Genomic DNA, 19,289 nt, shown 5'->3' with positions numbered 1-19,289 from the left:
ATAGGCTACAAGGGGTGGCCTAGCGGCGCCAGAGCTCCTTCCAGGGCCTGAGCCACCTGGAAGACGGTCTCGTCGTCGTAGGTGCGCCCGACCACCTGGACCCCGGTCGGAATGCCGTTCGAGGCCCGCCCCGAGGGCACCGAGATGACCGGGCAGCGGCTGGCGATGTTGAACGGGACCGTCATCACCCCCAGCATGTAGGGCCCTGACTCGCCCGCGACCTCCAGCGGCCCGCCGTCGTGCTCGGCGGGGAAGGCGGGCACCGCGCTGGTCGGGCAGAGCAGCGCGTCGTAGCGCTCCAGCAACTCGCCGAGCGGCCGGTAGAGCTCGCCCTCCAGCTCCAGCCCCTGGTGGAAGGAGAGCTCTGGACGGATCGCCCGGAAGGCCCGCGTGTAGTCGCACAGCAGCTCGTCGTCGTCGATGCCCGCGCCGAAGATCCCGGCGAAGTGGGCGTCGGCCGCGCGCATGATGAGCTCCCTGGTCCACGGGAGCGTGACCTCCTCCACGATCGCCCCGGCCGACCGCAGTGCCTCGGCAGCCCGCCGGGTGTTGTCGAGGATGTCGGGCTCGACCAGGTAGTCGCCCAGCGTGAGCGACAACGCGATCCGCATGCCCCGCACGTCGCCGGTGAGCGGCGGCAGCTCCAGCTTGGGCCGCAGCGAGACCACGTCCCAGGGATGCGGTCCGGCGATGACGTTCTGCAGCAGCGCGCAGTCGGCGACGGTGCGCGCCATGGGACCGTCGTGGCAGTACTGGTCCAGGTTGAACGGGGGCAGCGCGGGCACCCGGCCGAAGGGCGGCTTGTAGCCGACGACGCCGCAGAAGGAGGCGGGGATGCGGATGGAGCCGCCGATGTCGGAGCCGGTCGCCAGCAGGCTGGTGCCGGCCGCGAGCGAGGCTCCCGATCCTCCGGAGGAGCCGCCGGGCGAGAAGGCGGGGTTCCACGGGTTGCGGGTGACACCCCAGAGCTTGCTGTGGGTGAAGGCGGCGCAGCTGAACTCCGGCGTGGTCGTGCGGGCGTGCACGATGCCGCCGGCCCGCACGATGCGCGTGACCACCGGGTGAGTGACCTCCGCGATCGTGCCCTTCAGCAGCAGCGAGCCCTCCTCGTGGGTGAGACCGACGATCGGCTGCTCCTCCTTGACCGCCACCGGGATGCCCTCCAGGGGCCGGGCGGTGCGCCTGAGATAGGCCGTCTCGGCGATCCTGGCCTGGGCCATCGCGGAGTCGTAGAGCTCCTCGGTGAAGGCGTTGATCACGTTCTCGACCTCACCGGCACGGGCGATCACGGCCTCGAGCAGCTCGACGGGCGACAGCTCGCGCGCGGTCATGAGCCGCACGGCCTCGGTGGCGGACAGGTAGGACATGCTTGTCCCTTCTAGAAGGCGGCACGCGGGACGGAGTCGAGCAGCAGCCGCGTGTAGTCGTGCTGGGGCGAGGTGAGCACCTGCCGGGTGGGACCGGATTCCACGACCCGGCCGTGGCGCATGACGGCCACCTGGTCGGCCACGCAGCCGACCACGGCCAGGTCGTGGGTGATGAAGACGTAGGAGACCTCCTCGGCCGCCCTGATGTCGGCCAGCAGCCCGAGGATCTGAGCCTGCACCGAGACGTCGAGTGCCGCCACCGCCTCGTCCAGGACCAGGACCTTCGGCTGTACGGCCAGCGCGCGGGCGATGGCCACCCGCTGACGCTGACCGCCCGACAGCTGCCGCGGCAACGCCCCTGCCTCGCGCGGCCCCAGCCCGACCTGCTCCAGCAGCTCGCCGACCCGCTTGCCGTAGGACGGGGCGGGGAAGTGCAGCTTCAGCACCTCGGTCAGGCAGTCCTCGACGGTGAGGCGCGGGTCCAGGGAGCCGAAGGGGTCCTGGAAGACGATCTGGATCAGCCTGGCCCGCTCGCGGCGGCTCACCGCGGCCACCGGCCGTCCGCACACCAGCACGCTGCCCGCGTCGGGGCGTTCCAGCCCGAGCAGCAGCCGCGCGGTCGTGCTCTTGCCGGAGCCCGACTCCCCCACCAGGCCGAGCGAGCCTCCTGCGGGCACGGTGAAGCCGACGTCGTCCACGGCGGTGAAGCGGCCGTAGCTCTTGCGCAGGCCGGTCACGTCAAGGTCGTTCATCGCACAGCTCCTCGGCGCGCAGGCAGGCGACCCCGCCGACCAGGCCGGGCACGCCTGCCGTGCAGGAGTCCAGGACGTGCGGGCAGCGCGGGGCGAACGGACACCCGGGCAGGTGCGCCAGCAGGTCGGGCGGGCGGCCGGGGATGGCGGGCGGCAGCGTGCCGAGCTCGTCGAGGCGCGGGGTCGCGGCCAGCAGCCCGGCGGTGTACGGGTGGCGCGGATCGCGGAAGAGCTCGCCGGTCGGCCTGGTCTCCATGACACGACCCGCGTACATGACGTAGACGCGGTCGCAGATGGTCGCGGCCAGCTCCAGGTCGTGGGTGACGAAGAGCATGCCGGGCACGCGCAGGCGCCGCAGCAGGGCGATGATCTCCGCCTGGGTGGTGACGTCCAGCGCGGTGGTCGGTTCGTCGGCCAGCAGCAGCCTGGGGCGTCCGGCCAGCGCGGCGGCGATCACCACGCGCTGGAGCATGCCGCCGGACAGCTCGTGCGGGCGGTTGCGCAGATGGCTCTCGCGCAGCCCGACGGTCTCCAGGAGCCCGGCCGCCGCCGCGCGGTCCATGGCGATGGTCTCGGTGAGGAAGTCTCCGACGCGGCGGAACGGGCTGATGGCGGCACGCGGATCCTGGTAGATCATCGCCACCGACCGGGTGCGGTGCTGCCGCAGCTCGGCGCGGTTCATGGCGAGCACGTCGGCGCCGTCCATCATGATCTTCCCGGTGGCCTCGGCCTTGGGCGGCAGGAGGCCGAGCACCGCCCGCGAGGTCAGCGACTTGCCCGACCCCGACTCCCCCACCAGCCCGACGGTCTCGTTCTCCGCGACGGTCAGGCTCAGGCCGTCGACCGCCGGGCGGGCGGTGTGCGGGAGCCGTACGGTCAGGTCCTCGATCGAGAGCATGCCTCACCTCCTGGCGACGCGGTCGGCGAGGCTCTCGCCGACGATGTTGAAAGCGACGACGCTCAGCACGATCGCCACGCCTGGCACCAGGACCGGGCCGAGCGCGCCCATCAGAACCGCGGTCTGGCCTTCGTTGATCATGGCACCCCAGTCGGCGGCGGGCGGCTGCACGCCCAGGCCGAGGAACGACAGCCCGGCCAGATCCAGCAGGGCGTAGCCGAAGTTGATCGTGGACTGGGCCAGGATCACCGGCGCGATGTTGGGCAGCAGGTGGCGCAGGCAGATCGCCAGACCCCCGAAGCCGAGCGCGCGGTAGGCGGCGATGTACGGCCTGCCCATCTCGGCCCGCGCGACCCCGCGCACCATGCGTCCCACGAAGGGTGTGTAGGCCACCGCCAGGGTGATCATGGGGCCGGTCTGGCCGGGGCCGTACATGGCGACGACGAGCATCGCCAGCAGCAGTCCCGGGAAGGCGAAGACCAGCTCCATCGAGCGCGACAGCAGGGTGTCGACCCAGCCGCCGTGCCAGGCGGCGGTCAGCCCGGCCAGCACGCCGAGCACGGTGGAGATGGCCACCACGCCCAGCGGCCCGAGCAGGCCGCTACGCGCGCCGTGGATGACCCGCGACAGCAGGTCACGGCCCGAGGCGTCGGTGCCGAGCAGGTGGTCGCCGCCCGGCCCGGCGAGCGTCGCCGACAGGTCGATCGCGTCGGGGTCCGCGGGGGCGACCAGCGGGGCCAGGATCGCCGTCAGCACGAGCAGCGCGATCACCACCAGCGCCGCCGTACGCAGGCCGTCGCCCTTGAGCCGGCGCAGGCCCGGCCTGACCACCACGGTGTTCATCGGTTCCTCACCCGGGGATCGGCGAGCGGTGCCAGCAGATCCACCACGAGGTTGGCCAGCACGAACAGGGCGACCGTCAGCAGGGTGAGCGCCTGCACGACGGGGAAGTCCTTGACGGTCACGGAGTACTGCAGCAGCTGGCCCAGCCCGTTGACGCCGAAGGTGGTCTCGACCAGCACGGTCGAGACCAGCAGCCCCGGCACGAGCAGCCCGCCGTAGGTGACGATCACCGTCATCGCCCCGCGCAGGACGTGGCGCCGCAGCACGGTCCGCTCCGGCACGCCGCGGCCCCTCGCGACGGTGACGTACTCCTGGCCGAGCTGCTCGATCATCGCCGAGCGCGATACGCGGGCGAGCACTCCGGCGAAGGTCAGGGCCAGCGCGATCGCGGGCAGCGTCAGGTGGTGCAGCCGGTCGGCCAGGCCCTCCCCCGCGCCCATCGAGGGGAACCAGCCCAGGTTCACCGAGAAGATCGCGATCAGGACGAAGCCGAGCACGAACGACGGCGTCGCCACCGCCACGGAGCCCGCGACGAGGATCGAGCGGTCCACCCGGCCGGGCCGGGCGGCGCTCAGCAGGCCCAGCAGCGGCCCGGCGACCATGATGAGCAGGAAGGCCATCGCGATCAGCGTCAGCGTGACGGGCACCCGGGAGGCGATCAGGCCGCCCACGTCGCTGCGGAACTGCACCGAGCGGCCGAAGTCGCCGGTCAGCACGCCGCCGAGCCAGTGCCAGTACTGCGCCAGGAACGGCTCGTCCAGGTGGTAGCGCTCGCGGATGGCCGCGATCGCCTCGGGGGTCGCCGAGCGCCCGCTGAGCAGGAAGCTCGCCGGATCCCCCGGGGCGAGCTGCAGCGCCCCGAAGATCAGGAACGACGACACGGCGAGCGTGAGCGCCATCCAGAACACGCGTCTCATGCGGCCCCGATGTCGGCGGCCCACGGGTAGTACAGGTAGGCGATGCTGGTCGGCGCGCCGGTGACACGCTTGTTGAGGAAGACCGTGTTGGCGATGTCGGCGACCGGGATCCACGGCAGCTGGGCGGCGGCCGCCTCCTGCAGCCTGGCGGTGATCGCCGCGCGCTTGGCGGGGTCGAACTCGTTGTTGGCGGCCACGACCAGCTCGTCGTAGGCGGGGTCGGAGAAGCCGCCGTAGTTCTCGAACTGGCCGGTCTGGAACAGCCCGTACATCGACAGCGGGTCGGTCACCGACAGGTACCAGCTCGTCGGGAACAGATCGATGCCCTCGCGGGCCTTGGGGTCGGAGAAGAGCGCGGTGTAGGCGTCGGGGGCGACCGGGCGCACCTCGACGTCGAGGCCGATCTCCTTGCCCGCCGCCTGGAGCGAGTTGGCCAGGACCAGGAACTCCGGCGCGATGCTCGACTGGGCGACGACGACCTTCCTGCCCGTCGCCCCCGCCTCGGCGACCAGCTTCCTGGCGGCCTCCACGTCACGTTCGACCGGCGGGGCCGAGGGCCGGGCGGAGGCGGCGTTGCGCCACGACTCGGCCGGGGCCAGCACCGAGGTGGCGCCGCTGAACTCGCCGAGCGTCGCCTTGACCAGGCCCTCCCTGTCGAGGGCCAGCGAGATCGCCTGCCGTACCCTCAGGTCGGCCAGCGGCCCCTTGGCCAGGTCGGAGACGATCAGGTTCATGGTCGTCAGGTTGGGTCCGGCATAGACCGTGCCCGTGCCCGAGGCGCGGAGCTTGGCCAGGGCGGTGGTCGGGATCATGTAGCTGCCGTCGGCCTCGCCTGTGACAAGGGCGTTGGCCCTGGCCGCCGAGTCGGGGACGAACGTGAAGGTGACCTTGCCGGACCTGGCGCGCTCGCCCCAGTAGCCGTCGAAGCGGTCGAGCGTGATCGACTGGCCCTTCGCCCAGGCTCCGAGCTTGAAGGGGCCGGTGCAGTCGAGGCCGCCGTCGGCGGTGCCGTACTCCCTGCCCCTGGACCTGACCCCCGCGGCGCTGACGACGGTCCCGGCGCTCGTCGCCATCTGCTCGTTGAACAGCGAGTAGGGCTGCTTGAACCGGACCGTCACCTCCATCGGGCCGGTCTTGTCGATCGACTCCACGTCGCGGAAGGTCGAGATCCAGTAGGAGCCGACGTCGGGGTCGAGGTGGCGCTTGAGGCTGTAGACGACGTCGTCGGCGGTCAGCTCGCCGCCGCCGTGGAACTTCACGCCCTCGCGGATGGTGTAGACGAGCGTCCTGGGGTCGCGCTGCTCGAACTTCTCGGCCAGGCCGGGCCGTACCTTCAGCTCAGGCGTCCACTGCATCAGGCTCTCGCAGACGTTGGCCAGCACCTGGTTCTGCGGGTAGTCGAAGGCGTAGGCGTAGTCGAGGATCGGCGGCTCGGCGTAGATCACCCAGGTGAAGGAGTCGATCTCGCCCTTGGCCTTCGGGGTGTCGGTGCTGAGCCGGGCGGCGCTCGGGCTCGGCGCGGACCGCTGCTGCGCGCCGCCGCCGCAGGCCGCCAGGGACAGGACGGCCAGCGTGGCCAGGACCTTTTTCATGCCGTTGCCTTTCTTTCGTAGACAAGGCGGCCGTCCACGTACGTGCGGACGACCTCGGTGGCGCCGATCTCCGACGGCGGCGCGGCGAAGGGGTCACGGTCGAGCACCACGAGGTCGGCGCGCTTGCCCACCTGGACGGTGCCGGTGACGTCGTCGAGGTGGTTCACCCACGCGCTGCCCGCGGTGTAGGCGGTCAGGGCCTGGGCCAGGGTGAGCGCCTGATCGGGGTAGAACGGGTTCTCGTCGCTGGGGAAGCTGCGGTTGACGGCCACGTGGATGCCCCACAGCGGGTTCGGGCTGCTCACCGACCAGTCGCTGCCGGCCACCAGCCGGGCCCCCGCCCTGGCCAGGTCGCCGAAGGGGTACTGCTGCGCGGCCCGCTCGGGGCCGAGGAAGGGGATGGTCAGCTCGTCCATCTGCTTCTCGTGCGAGGCCCACAGCGGCTGCATGTTGGCGGCGGCCCCGGCCCTGGCGAAGCGCCCGATGTCGTCGGGGTGCACCACCTGCAGGTGGGCCAGGTGGTGGCGGTTGTCGTTGGCTCCGTTCGTACGGCGGGCGTGCTCGACCGCGTCGAGCGCCTGCCGTACCGCCCGGTCGCCGAGCGCGTGGAAGTGGATCTGGAAGCCGAGCGCGTCGAGCCGCTGGACCGCCTCCCTGGTCATCTCGGGATCGACGAAGCTCAGGCCGCTGTTGGAGGTGGGGCAGCCGCATCCGTCGAGATACGGCTCCAGCATCGCGGCGGTGAAGTTCTCCGCCACGCCGTCGAGCATCATCTTGACGGTGGTCGCGGCGAACCTGTTCTTGGTCGTGCGCCGCTCGGCCAGCTCCGGGATCTGCTCCAGGCCGCGCTCGCGGTCCCACCAGAGCGCGCCGACCACCCGGGCCTGCAGGGTGCCCTCACCGGCGGCGCGCAGGTAGGCGGGCAGGTTGTCGGGCTGGCCCGGGTAGGCGCCGACCATCGCGTCCTGCCAGCCGGTGACGCCCATGCCGAACAGGTGCCGCTGGCCCCTGAGCAGGCCTTCGTACATCTCGTCGCCGGTGGGCGGCGGCACGTGCCTGGCGACCAGGTCCATGGCGCCCTCGTGCAGGGTGCCCGCGGGGTGGCCGCCGGGCTCGCGCTCGATGCGGCCGTCGAACGGGTCGGGTGTGGAGGCGTCGATCCCCGCCAGGCGCAGGGCCGCGGTGTTGGCCCAGGCGCCGTGGCCGTCGCGGTTGGTCAGCAGGGCCGGCCGCTCCCCTGTGACCTGGTCGAGCAGCTGCCTGGTCGGGGTGCCGCCGGGGAAGACGTCCATCGACCAGCCGCCGCCGGTGATCCAGGTGTCGCCGGTGGTGTAGGTGGCGACGACGGCCAGGTAGCCCTCGACGCTGTGCTCGCCCGACAGGTCGCAGTTGCCCATCTGCAGACCGGCGAAGACGGGGTGCACGTGGGCGTCCTGGAAGCCGGCGACGAGCAGGCCGCCCTTGAGGTCGACGGTCTCCCTGGCCGGGATCGGCGCGCCGATCCGGACGATGCGGCCGTCCTCGACGGCCACCGCCGCCTCGACGGGTTCCGCGGAGGTCCCGGTGAAGACCCTGCCGCCGGTGAACACCACATCGACCATGGAGATCCCCTCTCGCGCTTGCCGTGTTGGAGAGGAGTGAACGCTGAGCGCAACACTGTTGTCAACGGTGTTGCGCTCTCCGGATGCCGAACCGATACAATGGCGCGATCATGGCAACGAGGACCAGACGCTCCGGCAGCCAGCTCAGCCCGGACCAGATCATCGAGGCCGTCCTGCGCATCGCCGAACGCGGCGGCTCGGACGCCTTCACCGTGCGGCGCCTGGGCGAGGAGCTCGGCGCCGACCCCACGGCGATCTACCGGCACTTCCGCGACAAGGACGAGCTGCTGCTGTCGGTCGCCGACCGCGCCTTCGGCGAGGCGATCGACGGCATACCCGCCGGGCTCGGCTGGAAGGACCGGCTGCGCGCGCTGGCGGCGGGCTCGCTGCGGGTGGCGCTGAAGTACCCGGTCGTCGTCTCCATGACCGCCAGCCGGACGACCCGGCGCGAACGCGAGTTCCTGATCGTGGAGTTCATCCTGGAATGCGTGCACGAGGCCGGGCTTGAGGGGGGCGAGGCCGCCCTGCTCTACCGCTCCTTCGGTGACGCGCTCCTGGCCTTCATCGGGCAGACGGCCGCCTTCCGCCTGTTCGACCCCGACGTGCAGGCAGGCGACCTGGCGGCCTGGGCGCGGGAGTACCGCACCCTGGACCCGGCGAGGTTCCCGCACATCACCCGGCTCAGCGACGAGCTCGCCGCCGTCGACGAGCAGGAGATCTTCGACGTACGGGTCGAGGCGATGGTGTCGGAGATCGAGAGAAGGGCGGCGCTCACCAGCCGTCGACGTGCAGCACCTGCTCCAGAGGAGCCCTCGGAGCAGGCTTGAAGCCCTCCCCCGTGTAGTAGGCCGTCGGGATGAGCGCCGCCTGGTGCACGCCGTCGGGCAGGCCCAGGATCCCGGCCACCTCGGCCTCGTGGCTCAGGTGCAGCGTGGTCCATGCCGTGCCCAGACCACGGCTGCGGGCGGCCAGCATGAAACTCCACGCGGCGGGGAGCAGCGAGCCCCACAGGCCCGCCTGGTTGCCGGGCGGCAGCGGGCGCCCGGTCCGCAGGCACGGGATCACCAGCACCGGCGCCCGGCCCATCCGGTCGGCCAGGAACTCCACGCTGTCGTGCACCCGCCGCTGGACCCGGCTGCGCTCGGGATCGTCGGCGAAGAGCCTGCCCGCCGCGCCCTCGGACTCCAGGTAGGCGTGGCAGGCTTTGCGGTAGACCTCTCCGACGGCCGCCCGCTTGTTGGCGTCCATGACCACCAGCCACTGCCACGACTGCCGGTTGGAGCCGCTCGGCGCCTGGAGCGCGATCGTCAGGCACTCCTCGATCAGCTCCAGCGGGACGGGCCTGGACAGGTCGAGCCGCTTGCGGACGGTGCGGGTCGTGGTGAGGAGCTCGTCAGGTGTCATGTGATCAGGATTCCCCCATCGACGGGCAGGACCACACCCGTCACATAGGAGGAGGCGTCGGAGGCCAGGAAGATCGCCGCGGCGACCAGCTCCGCGGGGTCGCCCGCCCGTCCCATCGGCACCCGGAGCTTCAGCATCTGCTCCATGTAGCCCGGGTTGTACTGCTCGGTCATCTCCGAGGCGAAGAAGCCCGGCTCCAGGCAGTTCACCCGGATGCCCCGGCGGGAGGTCCACTGCTGCGCCAGGTCGCGGGTCAGCCCGATGACGCCCGCCTTGGACGCGCTGTAGGCGGCCTGCGGCAGCCCGGCCGTGGTCTCGCCGAGGATGCTGCCGATGTTGACGATCGACGAGCCGGGCCGCATGACCTTCGCGCACGCCTGGGCCATCCAGAAGGTGCCGTGCAGGTTGACCTCGACGACCCTGCTGAACTCCTCTGGCGTCTCCTTCAGCGCCGGCACCGCCGTGCCGACACCCGCGTTGTTGATCAGCACGTCGACCGCGCCGAACCCGTCCATGGCGGCCTGGACCAGGCCGTGGCACGACTCCGGGTCGGCCACGTCGGTCTCCACGGCCACGCAGCGCCTGCCGGTCTGTTCGACCAGCCGCTTCGTCTCCTCCAGGCGGTCCTTGCGTCGCGCGCCGATGGCGACGTCGGCCCCGGCCTCCGCCAGGCCCCGGGCGAAGGCCACGCCCAGGCCGGAGGAGGCGCCGGTGACTATCGCTACTTTGCCGTCCAGGCGGAATCGTTCGAGCATGGAGGGATTCTTACCTGTCGTCTCCCGCGGGGAAAGCACCGCCCCCGCCGAGGCGGCCCCTGAGGTAGGGCCCGGTACGGCTGGCCGGGTCGGCGGCCACCTCGGCGGGAGTGCCCTGGGCGACGACCTGCCCGCCCTCGTCGCCGCCTCCGGGGCCGAGGTCGAGGAGATGGTCGGCGACGGCCAGGACGGCCGGGTCGTGCTCGGCCAGCACCACGGTGTTGCCCGCCTCGACGAGCGCCTCCAGTTGCCGCATCAGCACGACGGTGTCAGCCGGATGCAGGCCGCTGGTGGGCTCATCGAGCAGGTAGATCGTGTGGCCGCGTCCGGTGCGCTGGAGCTCGGAGGCGAGTTTGACGCGTTGCGCCTCGCCGCCGGAGAGCTCGGTGGCGGGCTGCCCCAGCCGCAGGTAGCCCAGGCCGACCTGGCGCAGCGCGCGCAGCGGACGCTCGGCGGTGGGCACGTCGGCGAGGAAGGCCGAGGCGTCGTCGACGCTCAGGCCGAGCACCTCGGCGATGGTTCTGCCCCGGTAGACGATCTCCAGCGTCTCGGGGTTGTAGCGGGCGCCGTGGCAGTCGGGGCAGGGGGCGTAGGTGCTGGGCAGGAAGAGCAGCTCGACCGAGACGTACCCCTCGCCCTTGCAGGTCTCGCAGCGGCCGCCCGCCACGTTGAAGGAGAAGCGGCCCGCGTCGTAGCCGCGCTCCCTGGCGGCCTCGGTGGCGGCGAAGAGCTTGCGTACCACGTCGAACAGGCCCGTGTAGGTGGCCAGGTTGGAGCGCGGGGTGCGCCCGATCGGCTGCTGGTCGACGCGGACGATCCGGCCCGTCGCGTGCTCGGCCAGTTCCTCCAGCAGGCTGCTCTTGCCGGAGCCGGAGACGCCGCTGATCACCGTGAGCACGCCGAGGGGCACGTCGGCGTCGAGGTCGCGCAGATTGTTGCGGGAGGCGCCCCGGAGCTTGAGCCAGCCGCGCGGCCGGCGGGGCTCGCGAGGGACGGCGCGGCGGTCGTCGAACAGGTGGCGCCCGGTGACCGACTCGGGGACACGGGCCAGCCCCTCGACGGGGCCGCTGTAGAGCACCCGGCCGCCGTGCACGCCCGCGCCCGGTCCGATGTCGACGATCCAGGTGGCCTGCCGGACCACGTCCAGATCGTGTTCGACGAAGAAGACGCTGTTGCCCGCCGATCTGAGGCGGCCGAGCACCTCGACCAGCGCCTCGATGTCGGCGGGATGGAGCCCCGCCGAGGGCTCGTCGAGCACGTAGACCACGCCGAACAGGCCGGAACGCAGCTGGGTGCCTAGGCGCAGGCGCTGCAGCTCGCCGCCGGACAGGGTCGGCGCGGGCCGGCCGATCGCGAGGTAGCCGAGGCCGAGCTCCGACAGGACGTCGAGGCGGGCGACCAGATCCTTGCTCAGCACCCCGGCGGGGCCCTCCGACGCCGTGTGGGGGCGCAGGAGCCCGGCCAGGTCGCGCAGCGGCATCGCGGCCAGGTCGGCGATGCCGTACCCCTCGAAGGTCACCGCCAGCGCCTCGGGCCGCAGCCGCCGGCCCCCGCACACCGGGCAGGGGTCGGCGTGCAGGAACCGCCCGGCGCGGCGGCGGGCGGACTCGCTCTTGGAGTCGGCGAAGGCGTGCAGGACCAGGCGGCGCGCGCTGGAGTAGGTGCCCTGGTAGGGGCGCTGGATGCGGCCGGGCTCGCGCTCGGGGTGGACGGTGACGACAGGCTGCTCGTCGGTGAACAGGATCCACTCGCGCTGCTCGGCGGGCAGGTCCCGCCAGGGCACGTCCAGGTCGTGGCCGAGCACCGCCAGGATGTCGCGCAGGTTCTTGCCCTGCCAGGCGCCCGGCCAGGAGGCGACGGCGCCCTCACGGATGGTCAGGCCGGGATCGGGAACCAGGGAGTCCTCGGTGGCCTCGTAGACCACGCCCTGGCCGTGGCAGCGCGGGCAGGCTCCGGCGGCGGTGTTGGGCGAGAACGCGTCGGAGTCGAGGCGCGGCGCCCCCGGCGGATAGTGCCCGGCGCGGGAGAAGAGCATGCGCAGCGAATTGGACAACGTCGTGATCGTGCCCACCGACGAGCGGGCCGAGGGCACCGACCTGCGCTGCTCCAGCGCCACGGCGGGCGGCAGGCCGGTGACCGAGTCGACGTCGGGCACGCCCGCCTGCTGCAGCAGGCGGCGGGCGTACGGTGCGACGGACTCCAGGAAGCGGTGCTGCGACTCGGCGTAGAGCGTGCCGAAGGCCAGCGACGACTTGCCGGAGCCGGAGACGCCGGTGAAGGCGACCAGGGCGTCGCGCGGGACGTCGACGTCCACGGCGCGCAGGTTGTGCACGCGGCTGCCGCGGACATGGACGTACTGGTCGCGATCCATGCTCCGAGCGTAGCTGTGCGTGACCGCACCGAGGCCGGGCGGGTTTACGGGTAGACGCAGAACTCGTTGCCGTCGGGGTCGGCCATCACCACGTGGCCGGCCTCGCCCTGACCGATGTCGAGCCGGGTCGCCCCGAGGGAGATCAGCCGCTCGACCTCGGCGTCGAGATCGCCGCCCGGCGAGGGCGCGAGGTCGAAGTGCAACCTGTTCTTCCCGGTCTTCTCGGCGACGGGCGGGCCACCCCACGTGATCTTCGGCCCGCCGTGCGGCGAGCGGATCGCGGTCTCCTCGTCCTGGTCCCAGACCAGCGGCCAGCCGAGCGCCTCGGCCCAGAAGTAGCCGACCGCCTGGGTGCCGTCGCTCGCGAGCGCCCCGATGAAGCCGCAGTCGGCGAGAAACTTGTTGCCCGGCTCGATGACGCAGAACTCGTTGCCTTCCGGGTCCGCCATCACCACGTGGTCGGCGTCGGGGCCCTGGCCGATGTCGAGGTGGCTGCCGCCCAGTTCCAGGGCCCTGGCGACCGTGCGCCGCTGGTCCTCCAGGGAGGTGCTCGTCAGGTCGAAGTGGGCCTGGTTCTGGCGGTTCTTCTTCTCCTGCGAGGGCAGGAAGCGCAGGCGGAAGCCGGTGTCGTCGGCGGGGAGCAGGGTGATGCCGCCGTGGGGGTCGTCGGCGCTCTCCCAGCCGAGCAACCCGGCCCAGAAGCGGGCCAGGCGGGCAGGGTCGTTCGCGTCGAAGCCGAGCGCTATGAGCTGTGCGGTCATCCTGCGAGGTTAATCACCGGGCGGACCGGGGTGCCAACGCATTTCCCCCCGATGAGTTTCCCGGTGCGGGTGGGTCAACCGTAGGAGTGACCGACGAAAGGACCGAGCATGAACACAGCGAAGAGCACCCCGTCCCTGGCGGAGCCGGACCGGCAGACCGCCTCGGGCAAGGTGCTCTGGCACTTCACCATGTCGCTGGACGGGTTCGTCGCCGGGCCCGGCCACAGCATGGACTGGATGACGGGCTTCACCTCCCGCCCCGGCCTCATCGAGGAGTACACCGAGACGACCGGCGCCGTGCTCGGCGGGCGCCGGGGCTGGGACGCCTTTCCCCACGCCGACGCCATCTACGGCGGAGCCTGGAAGGGCCGGCTCTTCGTCCTGACCCACCATCCGGAGGACGCCCAGCCCGCCGAAGGGGTGACGTTCCTGAACTGCGACGTGGCCGAAGCGGTGCGGATCGGGCTGGAGGCCGCCGCAGGCAAGAACCTCGAGGTCTTCTCGCCGACCATCGGGCGGCAGCTCCTGGAGCGGGGGCTGATCGACGAGATCGACCTGCACATCGCACCGGTGCTGCTCGGCGACGGGGTGCGGCTGTTCGACAGCCCCGGGGGCGCGCCCGTGCGCCTTGAGCTGCTCAACGGCAGCGACCGGACGGCGGAGGTGTTCGTGCGATACCGCCCGGCACCTGCGTAGTCTGGCGATCATGACTGTTCGCCTCAGCGACTCGGCGCGGAAGATCATCGGCGCCCCGAACATCGGCATCCTGGCCACCCTCAACCCCGACGGCAGCCCGCAGACCTCGGTGGTGTGGGTCGGCGTCGACGGTGACGACGTCGTCATCTCCTCCGCCGCCGGGCGGCGCAAGGTGGTGAACCTGGAGCGGGATCCACGCGCCAGTCTCAGCGTCTTCGACCTGACCGACCCGGAACGCTACGTGGAGGTCCGCGGCGTGGCCGCCGTCACGGTGGACGAGGGCAGACGGCTGGCCGTGCAGCTGGCGGAACGCTACGACGGGCCGGGGGCGGGCGAGAGCTACCTGGCCCTGCCGCCCGACGTGGTGCGCGTGGCGATCCGGCTCACACCGCAGCGAGTGGTCGACAGGATCCGCTGACCGCCCACGGGATTGCTCACAGCCTATGACGAAGGAGGGGCCATCCGCCGGATGACCCCTCCTTCGGGCGTGCTTGGAGGCGTGCTTGGAGGCCTGCTTAGAGGCCGTACTCCTTCACGATGCGCTCGTGGCGCTCCACCTCGACGTCGATCTCGCGGGCGAGGTCGAGCCAGGCCAGCGGGTGCGACCAGCGCTCGGTGGCGTCGTCGAGCAGCGCGTCGACCTCGGAGGCCGACACCCCGGGCGGCACCGCGACCCAGCCGTAGACGCCCGCCAGCCGCTCGCCGCTGCTCGGGTGGGTGACGGTGTAGTTGTCGTCGCTGTAGACCCACATCGGCCAGCCGCGCTCGGCCATGACCTCGGTGAACTCCGCCCAGTCCGACTCCGACGGCGCGGCGCCGTCGAAGAAGTAGCTGGTGTATCCGCCCGGCCGCAGGATGCTGACCGCGGCGAAGGGCGGCACGAAGTTCTCGCGCTCCTCGTGGCTGTCGGGCACCGGCTCAAGCAGCTGCGGGTCGAAGACGATGAGGTCGCCGGCGTTGTACTCCATGCCGCGCGGCTGCGGCAGCGCCAGGCGGGCGGAGGCGGGGCCGGTGCGGATGGACAGGATCTGGCGCTGGCTGCCGTCGGGCGCGGGCAGGATGAGCCGGATGAGGCCCATCTCCTCCTCGATCGGCCCCTCCGTGGAGGAGATCGGCATGCCGATCTTGGCGGCGCCGGCGCGGACGGTGTCCCAGTCCTCCGCCGAGGTCGCCATGACGATCATGCGCCAGACGTCTTCCTCGGTGGTCTCCTCGTCGTCGAGGACGTTGAACAGGACCGTGGCGGCCTTGGAGTTCTCGCCGACCTGCTGCAGCGAGCTGGCGAGCAGGCGGCGGGCGGAGATGCCGCCGCCGTTGGTGACGGCGTGCTCGGCCTCGCCGATGGCCTCCTGCCAGCGCTCGCGCGCGGAGTGCAGGCGGGCCAGGGTGGTGTGCTTCTGCACGTGGGGCAGCAGGCCGGCCAACTGCTCGAGGCGCTCATCCTGGCGTGCCTCGATGAGGAGGGTGGCCAGATAGGTGACGTCTTCCGGATCGGCCTGGGCGACGTCGCCGTCGTCGACGAGGAGCTTCCAGTAGATGTCGGCGCCCTGGGCGGGGTAGCCGAGGAAGCCGAGCGTCGTGGTGTGGCGGCGGGTGGCCTCGATGTCGGTGCCCGACAGCGGGGAGAGCCACTCGACCCACTTCTCGGGGTCGGCGTTGAAGCCGTCGGCGGCGTCGAACTGGCCGACGCGGTCGTCGAGCGGGCCGGGCGCCTGGGGCGGGGTGGCGGCCTCGGCGGCGGCGCGGAGCGCGGCGACGCGCTCGGAGGCGCCTTCCGGGGAACGCAGCTCACCGGCGAAGGACTCGGCCAGGTCGGCCAGAAGCTTGGCCTGCCAGACACCCTGGCGGGCCAGGGCGAGGTGGCCGGCGATGACGGCGAGCTCGAAGCGGGCGTGGTAGCCGCCCATGGTCGAGAAGTAGTCGATCCACTGGCGCAGGACGCGGCCCAGCTGCCAGGTGTTGGTGATCTGGGCGGAGGAGGCCAGCTTGGCGACGGCCTGGCTCCACTCGACGAAGACGCGCGGGTGCTCGCCGACCACGTCGAGGTCGGGCAGCGCGGCGACGGACTCCTCGATGCGGCCGAGCTCGGCCAGGATGAGCGCTCGCCGTACGCCGTCGCGGTGCTCCTTGGCGACGGGGTCGTCGGCCTGGAACTCGGCGGCTGCCTGGAGCGCGTCGAGTGCGGCGTCGGCGCGGCCGGCGGCCAGCAGCGCGCGGGCGCTCTCGGCGCCCAGCTCCCAGCTGGCCTCGCGGCCGGCGCCGCGCAGGCGCTCGACGGCCGACTCGGCGTAGGCGACGGCCTCGTCGGCGCGGCCGGCGTCGATCAGCGCGGCGACGTACTGCGTCACGATGCCGCTGTAGGCGATCGACTCGGGCGCCACGTCGAGCGCCGGGGTGAGCTTGGCCAGGCGCTCGTCGGCGTAACCGGGCGCGTCGGCGTTGGCCAGGGTGACGACGAGCGCCTCCAGGGCGGCCGGCGCGGCCGGGCAGTCGCGCACGTCTTCGCGCTCAGCGAACGCCACCAGCTGCTCCGCGTCGCCGATCGCGACCGCGCCCTGGGCGCGGTCGCCGATGCGGCCGATCAGATGCCAGTAACGGGCGTAGAACTCCAGCCACGGCTGGCCCATGGCCTCCGCCTGCTGCGCGATGGCGGGCGCCACCACGTCGAGCTGCGCGTAGCGGCCCTGGTAGGCCTGCGCGGGCAGGTCTCCCAGCGCCATGGCGAGCGGGGCCTGGCCCGCTTCGGAGAGCTGCTGCTGGATTTGGCCGACCCACGACCAGATGTCCACGTCCATGGGCAGAAAGTCTGCCAGGTCAACGGGCATGCCCCAAACGCAGGAGCTCGATGAGTTCGTCGCGTTCCGTCTCGGTAAGCACTTCGAAGGACGGCGCCATGAGATCGTCGGTCCGTTCTTCCACCTCCCGCCTGCGCTCGAGCACCTCGGGCGTGATCGCCGGGTACGGCTCGGGCCATTCGAAGAATTTCGCCATCATCTCCCCGGTGCTGTTGCCGAAGGGCGTGCCCGAGTGGTCGGCGGAGAGCGTGGCCTCCAGCGGGGTCAGCCCCGAGGCGATGACGGCGGCGGTGTGCAGCCCGCCTCGCAGCTCGCGCACGACGTGCAGGAGTTGCGCAGCCCTGGCGGGCGCGTCGTCGGCCAGCGGTACGGCACGCCAGCCGGCGAACAGCGGGGCGGCGAGCGGCGAGGCCGCCCGGACCACCTTCTCCAGCAGCTCGGCGATCCTGGCGCAGCCGTCGAAGCCGCCGAGCTTGCGGCGGCCCCAGTCCTGGCAGATGCCGGCGTAGAGGGCGACGGCCTGCTCGACGGGGAGTTTCCTGCCGCCTTCCCAGTTCGGGACGACGTGGTCGGCGGGGAAGTAGTGGGCGATCGACATGATCACGTCGGCGTGCGTCTCGCCGATCACGCCACAGCGCCCGCGGAAGTAGAGCTCGCGGGGTCCGAGTTCGTACTGCTCGCAGATCGCCTTGGCCTCACGGGAGATCATGAAGCCGCCACCGAGGACGCCGATCGGTCCTTTGACAGAGGCTGCCGTGGTGCGCGGGTCCGCCATGCCGTACCTCCTGGATTCGGGAAACGAACCCAGGATCCCCTAACAGAACATCATTCGGCAATAGCCAGTTCGCCGCTGGCGACGATCACCGCGGGGCCCGCCAGGAAGCTGGTCTCCTCGGTCAGGGTGACGGTGAGCGTGCCGCCCAGGACCTCGACGGTCCACTCGCCGGTGCTCTCCCCCGCCAGGTGGGCGGCGGCGACGGCGGTGGCGACGGCTCCGGTGCCGCAGGAACGGGTCTCGCCCGAGCCGCGCTCGTAGACGCGCATGACGGCCCTGCGCGGGCCCACCGCGTTGAGCAGCTCGACGTTGACCCCCTGCGGGAAGACCGCGGGGTCGAAGCCCGGCTGGTGGCCGAGGTCGAGCTGGGCGACGGGGTCGCCGATCACGCAGGCCAGGTGCGGGTTGCCCATGTCGACGTGGAGCCCCGGGTATTCGTGGCCCGCCACCGACGCGACGCTCTCGCCCAGCACGCGGGGCCTGCCCATGTCGGTGGCGACGTCGCCGCTCTCGCCGATCCGGATGCCCCGCAGGCCGCCCCTGGTGGCGATGGCGAACGAGCCGGGCTCGGCCAGCCCGGCGTCGACCAGGTAGCGGGCGAAGACCCTCGTGCCGTTGCCGCACATCTCGGCCATGCTGCCGTCGGCGTTGCGGTAGTCCATGAACCACTCGGCCTCGTCGGCCAGATGGGCCACCTCGTCGGAGGTCTTGGTGCGCACCACGTGGAGCACGCCGTCGGCGCCGATGCCGGCCCGGCGGTCGCAGACGCGGGCGATCAGCGCGGCGGAAAGGTCGAGCTCGCCATCGGGATCGGGCAGGATGACGAAGTCGTTCTCAGTGCCGTGCCCCTTCAAGAACCTCATGAGCCAAGCCTAGGAGGTCGGGCGAGTCGTAGGGCAGCCAGACCACCCTGGGGTCACGCCTGAACCACGACTCCTGGCGCCGGGCGAAGCGGCGGGTCGCCCTGATCGTCTCGTCGAAGGCCTGCTCCTCGGTCCACTCCTTGTCGAGAAATCTCAGGACCTGGGCGTAGCCGAGCGCCCGCGACGCCGTCAGCCCCTCCCTCAGGCCGGGCAGCAGCGACTCGACCTCGGCCACCAGACCCGCCTGCCACATGCGCTCGACGCGCAGCGCGATGCGCTCGTCTAGCTCGGGACGCGGCACCTCCAGCCCGATCTGCACGCTGGGGTAGACCGCCTCGTAGGAGGGCATCGTCGCCGAGAACGGCCGTCCCGAGAACTCGATCACCTCCAGCGCCCGCACGATGCGCCGCCCGTTGGAGGGCAGGATCGACTCGGCGGCCACCGGGTCGAGCTCGCGCAGCCGCGCGTAGAGCTCGTGGGTGCCCTTCTCGGCCAGCTCCGCCTCCAGGCGCGCCCGGATCTCCGGGTCGGTGCCGGGGAACTCCAGATCGTCGAGGGCGGCCCTGACGTACAGCCCGCTGCCTCCGACCAGGATCGGCGCGGCGATCGCGTCGAGCAGCGGACGCACCCGCTTCTGGTACTCCGCGACACTGGCCGCCTCCGTCACCTCCCAGATGTCCAGGAGGTGGTGAGGTACACCTTTCATCTCGGAAACGTCGAGCTTCGCCGTGCCGATGTCCATTCCTCGGTAAAGCTGCATCGAGTCCGCGTTGATGCATTCGCCCCCCAAGGAGAGGGCCAGATCCACGGCGAGATCGGACTTTCCGGCGGCTGTGGGACCCACGACGGCGATTACTGGCTGCTGACGCACACCGATAAGTGTGTCAAGGATCGGGGTA

Annotated in this window: 18 protein-coding genes; 3 read left to right on the top strand and 15 right to left on the bottom strand. The window is 71.8% G+C overall.

The features are described 5' to 3' along the window. Positions 1-5: 5 nt before the first annotated feature. From HNR30_RS01715 to HNR30_RS01685, 7 genes are read right to left on the bottom strand one after another with little or no spacing between them, the layout of a single operon-like run. Positions 6-1,367: an amidase gene (locus HNR30_RS01715; RefSeq protein ID WP_181607734.1), complete on the bottom strand. Its 1,362-nt coding sequence runs from the start codon at positions 1,365-1,367 to the stop codon at positions 6-8. 11 nt (positions 1,368-1,378) lie between these two features. Beyond that, positions 1,379-2,119, bottom strand: coding sequence for an ABC transporter ATP-binding protein (locus HNR30_RS01710; protein ID WP_181607732.1), 741 nt, complete (start codon positions 2,117-2,119; stop codon positions 1,379-1,381). After that, on the bottom strand, positions 2,106-3,017 hold the full coding sequence (locus HNR30_RS01705) for an ABC transporter ATP-binding protein (RefSeq protein ID WP_181607729.1): 912 nt from the start codon (positions 3,015-3,017) through the stop codon (positions 2,106-2,108). The genes HNR30_RS01710 and HNR30_RS01705 overlap by 14 nt, the downstream gene beginning before the upstream one ends. A 3-nt stretch (positions 3,018-3,020) precedes the next feature. Continuing rightward, complete coding sequence (locus HNR30_RS01700) at positions 3,021-3,860, bottom strand: ABC transporter permease (RefSeq protein ID WP_181607727.1); 840 nt, start codon at positions 3,858-3,860, stop codon at positions 3,021-3,023. After that, the gene (locus HNR30_RS01695; protein WP_181607724.1) at positions 3,857-4,777 is read right to left on the bottom strand and encodes an ABC transporter permease; all 921 of its coding nucleotides are present in this window, start codon (positions 4,775-4,777) and stop codon (positions 3,857-3,859) included. Before HNR30_RS01695 ends, HNR30_RS01700 begins: the two co-directional genes overlap by 4 nt. After that, positions 4,774-6,369: an ABC transporter substrate-binding protein gene (locus tag HNR30_RS01690; RefSeq protein ID WP_181607723.1), complete on the bottom strand. Its 1,596-nt coding sequence runs from the start codon at positions 6,367-6,369 to the stop codon at positions 4,774-4,776. The genes HNR30_RS01695 and HNR30_RS01690 overlap by 4 nt, the downstream gene beginning before the upstream one ends. Further along, on the bottom strand, positions 6,366-7,970 hold the full coding sequence (locus HNR30_RS01685; protein ID WP_181607721.1) for an amidohydrolase: 1,605 nt from the start codon (positions 7,968-7,970) through the stop codon (positions 6,366-6,368). The genes HNR30_RS01690 and HNR30_RS01685 overlap by 4 nt, the downstream gene beginning before the upstream one ends. 110 nt (positions 7,971-8,080) lie before the next feature. On the opposite strand from HNR30_RS01685, the gene HNR30_RS01680 reads away from it, so the two are divergent. Further along, positions 8,081-8,797 (top strand): TetR/AcrR family transcriptional regulator, encoded by a 717-nt coding sequence (locus HNR30_RS01680; protein WP_181607719.1) that lies wholly within the window; start codon positions 8,081-8,083, stop codon positions 8,795-8,797. Here the strand turns inward: HNR30_RS01680 and HNR30_RS01675 are convergent. From HNR30_RS01675 to HNR30_RS01660, 4 genes are read right to left on the bottom strand one after another with little or no spacing between them, the layout of a single operon-like run. Next, the gene (locus HNR30_RS01675) at positions 8,742-9,374 is read right to left on the bottom strand and encodes a nitroreductase family protein (protein ID WP_181607718.1); all 633 of its coding nucleotides are present in this window, start codon (positions 9,372-9,374) and stop codon (positions 8,742-8,744) included. The two genes, HNR30_RS01680 and HNR30_RS01675, sit on opposite strands and share 56 nt — an antisense overlap. Then, complete coding sequence (locus tag HNR30_RS01670; protein ID WP_181607716.1) at positions 9,371-10,129, bottom strand: SDR family NAD(P)-dependent oxidoreductase; 759 nt, start codon at positions 10,127-10,129, stop codon at positions 9,371-9,373. The genes HNR30_RS01675 and HNR30_RS01670 overlap by 4 nt, the downstream gene beginning before the upstream one ends. 10 nt (positions 10,130-10,139) lie before the next feature. Then, a complete protein-coding gene (locus HNR30_RS01665) occupies positions 10,140-12,500 on the bottom strand; it encodes an ATP-binding cassette domain-containing protein (RefSeq protein WP_181607714.1) in 2,361 nt (786 codons plus the stop codon). Between the two features lie 44 nt (positions 12,501-12,544). Beyond that, positions 12,545-13,261 (bottom strand): VOC family protein, encoded by a 717-nt coding sequence (locus HNR30_RS01660; RefSeq protein ID WP_181607712.1) that lies wholly within the window; start codon positions 13,259-13,261, stop codon positions 12,545-12,547. A 108-nt stretch (positions 13,262-13,369) separates the two neighbouring features. On the opposite strand from HNR30_RS01660, the gene HNR30_RS01655 reads away from it, so the two are divergent. Beyond that, the gene (locus tag HNR30_RS01655; protein WP_181607710.1) at positions 13,370-13,957 is read left to right on the top strand and encodes a dihydrofolate reductase family protein; all 588 of its coding nucleotides are present in this window, start codon (positions 13,370-13,372) and stop codon (positions 13,955-13,957) included. A 10-nt stretch (positions 13,958-13,967) separates the two neighbouring features. Beyond that, the gene (locus HNR30_RS01650) at positions 13,968-14,375 is read left to right on the top strand and encodes a PPOX class F420-dependent oxidoreductase (protein WP_181607708.1); all 408 of its coding nucleotides are present in this window, start codon (positions 13,968-13,970) and stop codon (positions 14,373-14,375) included. A 97-nt stretch (positions 14,376-14,472) separates the two neighbouring features. Here HNR30_RS01650 and HNR30_RS01645 read toward each other — a convergent pair whose 3' ends face one another. Genes HNR30_RS01645 through miaA form a run of 4 tightly spaced genes read right to left on the bottom strand, consistent with a single transcriptional unit; the run spans position 14,473 to position 19,261 of the window. Next, positions 14,473-16,752, bottom strand: a complete 2,280-nt coding sequence (locus HNR30_RS01645) for a tetratricopeptide repeat protein (RefSeq protein WP_181607706.1) — start codon at positions 16,750-16,752, stop codon at positions 14,473-14,475. A 19-nt stretch (positions 16,753-16,771) separates the two neighbouring features. Beyond that, the gene (locus HNR30_RS01640) at positions 16,772-17,527 is read right to left on the bottom strand and encodes an SCO6745 family protein (RefSeq protein ID WP_246377075.1); all 756 of its coding nucleotides are present in this window, start codon (positions 17,525-17,527) and stop codon (positions 16,772-16,774) included. Positions 17,528-17,577: 50 nt separating this feature from the next. Further along, complete coding sequence (gene dapF / locus HNR30_RS01635; protein WP_181607704.1) at positions 17,578-18,390, bottom strand: diaminopimelate epimerase; 813 nt, start codon at positions 18,388-18,390, stop codon at positions 17,578-17,580. Next, entirely contained in the window at positions 18,362-19,261 is a 900-nt protein-coding gene (gene miaA, locus HNR30_RS01630; RefSeq protein ID WP_312894181.1) for a tRNA (adenosine(37)-N6)-dimethylallyltransferase MiaA, read from the bottom strand. The genes dapF and miaA overlap by 29 nt, the downstream gene beginning before the upstream one ends. Positions 19,262-19,289: the final 28 nt, after the last annotated feature.

The organism is Nonomuraea soli, assembly GCF_013761175.1.
Lineage (GTDB): Bacteria > Actinomycetota > Actinomycetes > Streptosporangiales > Streptosporangiaceae > Nonomuraea > Nonomuraea soli.
The sequence above is the reverse complement of the archived record's forward strand: the minus strand, read 5'-3'. Positions and strand labels throughout refer to the sequence as shown.